General features: G+C 68.0%; 1 protein-coding gene. It reads left to right on the top strand.

Annotated elements, in window-relative coordinates; translation table 11 throughout:
- The coding region (locus FHS38_RS34765; RefSeq protein ID WP_184740593.1) for a condensation domain-containing protein at positions 1-2,008 on the top strand (2,008 nt) is incomplete at both ends.

Genomic DNA, 2,008 nt, shown 5'->3' on the forward strand with positions numbered 1-2,008 from the left:
ACGTACGGGATCTGGCACAGACCTGGTTCCGCGCACTCGAAGCCATCGTCACCCACGCCGAAGGACCCGGCGCCGGCGGCCACACCCCCTCCGACTTCACCCTGGTGAAACTCACTCAGGGCGAGCTCGACGGGCTGCGGGCGAAGCAGCCGCAATTGACCGACGTCCTTCCGCTGGCGCCGCTACAGCAAGGCCTGCTCTTCCACGCGCTGTACGACACGGAGGGTTCCGACGTCTACTCCGTGCAGATGGCCTTCGACTTCGAAGGCGATCTGAATGTCGACGCGATGAAGAAGGCAGCCGCCAAGCTGCTCGCCCGTCATGCCAACCTGCGGGCCGGATTCCACACCCGCGAGAACGGCGACCCGGTACAGGTGGTCTCCCAGCGGGTCGAGCTGCCGTGGACCGACACGGACCTGAGCGGCCTCCCTGAGGCGGACCTTCAGGCGGAGCTGTCCCGACTGGCGTCCGAGGACCGTGTCCGGCGCTTCGACCTGACGGCCCCTCCGCTGATGCGCTTCACGCTGTTCACCACGGGGCAGGACCGTCACCGTCTCCTGGTGACCAACCACCACATCCTGCTCGACGGCTGGTCGACGCCGATCCTGGTGGACGAGCTGTTTGCGCTGTACGGCACGAGCGGCGACGACTCCGGCCTGCCACGGGTGACCCCCTACCGCGACTACCTTGCCTGGCTCACCGAGCAGGACCGCACGGAGGCCGAAGACGCCTGGGCGCGTGAGTTCGACGGCCTGGAGGAGCCGACGCTTCTGGCCGGCCCCACCGAGGGCCAGGAGTCCGCGCTCCCGGACCGGCTGGTGGTCGAGCTGAACGCGGACGAGACGGCCGACCTGCTCGCGCAGGCCCGTCGGCTCGGCGTCACGACGAACACCATCGTGCAAACGGCATGGGCGCTGCTGCTCAGCCATCTGACGGGCCGCGACGACGTGGTGTTCGGCGCCACGGTCTCGGGCCGCCCCGCGGACATCCCGGGCATCGAGTCCATGGTCGGCCTGTTCATCAACACCCTGCCGGTACGCGTCCAGGTCGATGCCGCCCAGTCCCTGGGCAGTCTCGTGAACCGGGTGCAGGAGCAGCAGACGAACCTGTTGCCGCACCACCACATCGGGCTCAACGACGTACAGCGGCTGACCGGGCACAGCGAACTCTTCGACACCCTTGTCGTGTTCGAGAACTACCCGATCGACGACGACTCGCTGGAGCAGGACAACAAGGGTCTGAACATCGTTTCCGGCACCAGCCGGGACGCCACTCACTACCCGCTCAGCCTCATCGCATCCCAGGACGACACCTCGTTCAATCTGCGCTTGGACTACCGTCCCGACGTCTTCGACGGCGAGCGTGTGGCCGTGATCGGCAAGCAACTCCGGCTGCTGTTGGCCACGCTGGCTGGCAAGGCCGAGTTGCCGACGGGCCGGGCGGAGCTCCTCCCGTCCCTTGAGCGTGGTCTGGTCGTCGAGGAGTGGAACGCGACCGGGTGTGAGGTTGCGGCGGGGACGTTGCCTGGTGTGTTCGAGGCGCAGGTGGCCCGGACCCCGGATGCGACGGCTGTGGTGTTCGAGGGTGAGTCGCTGTCGTATGCGGAGTTGGACGCGCGGTCGAACCGGCTGGCGCACGAGCTGATCGCGCGGGGGGTGGGAAGCGGTGACTTCGTTGCCGTTGCCGCACCTCGGTCGCTGGAGCTCATCGTCGCGCTGTATGCGGTGGTGAAGGCGGGTGCGGCGTACGTACCCGTGGACCCGGACTACCCGGCCGAGCGGATCGGCTGGATCCTCGAGGACGCCAAACCGGCACTTGTCCTGACCACGACCGCTGTCGCGGGCCGTCTGCCGGACAGTGATGTGCCGGTGCTGTTGCTCGACACCCCTGCGGGTGTGGCTGCGGAGCACCCGGACACCGCCCCTGAGCGGGTGCTGCCGGAGAACGCGGCGGCGTATGTCATCTTCACCTCCGGTTCCACCGGACGCCCCAAGGGCGTCGTGGTCGG

The organism is Streptomyces netropsis, assembly GCF_014203545.1.
In the GTDB taxonomy this organism is placed as follows: Bacteria; Actinomycetota; Actinomycetes; order Streptomycetales; family Streptomycetaceae; genus Streptomyces; species Streptomyces netropsis.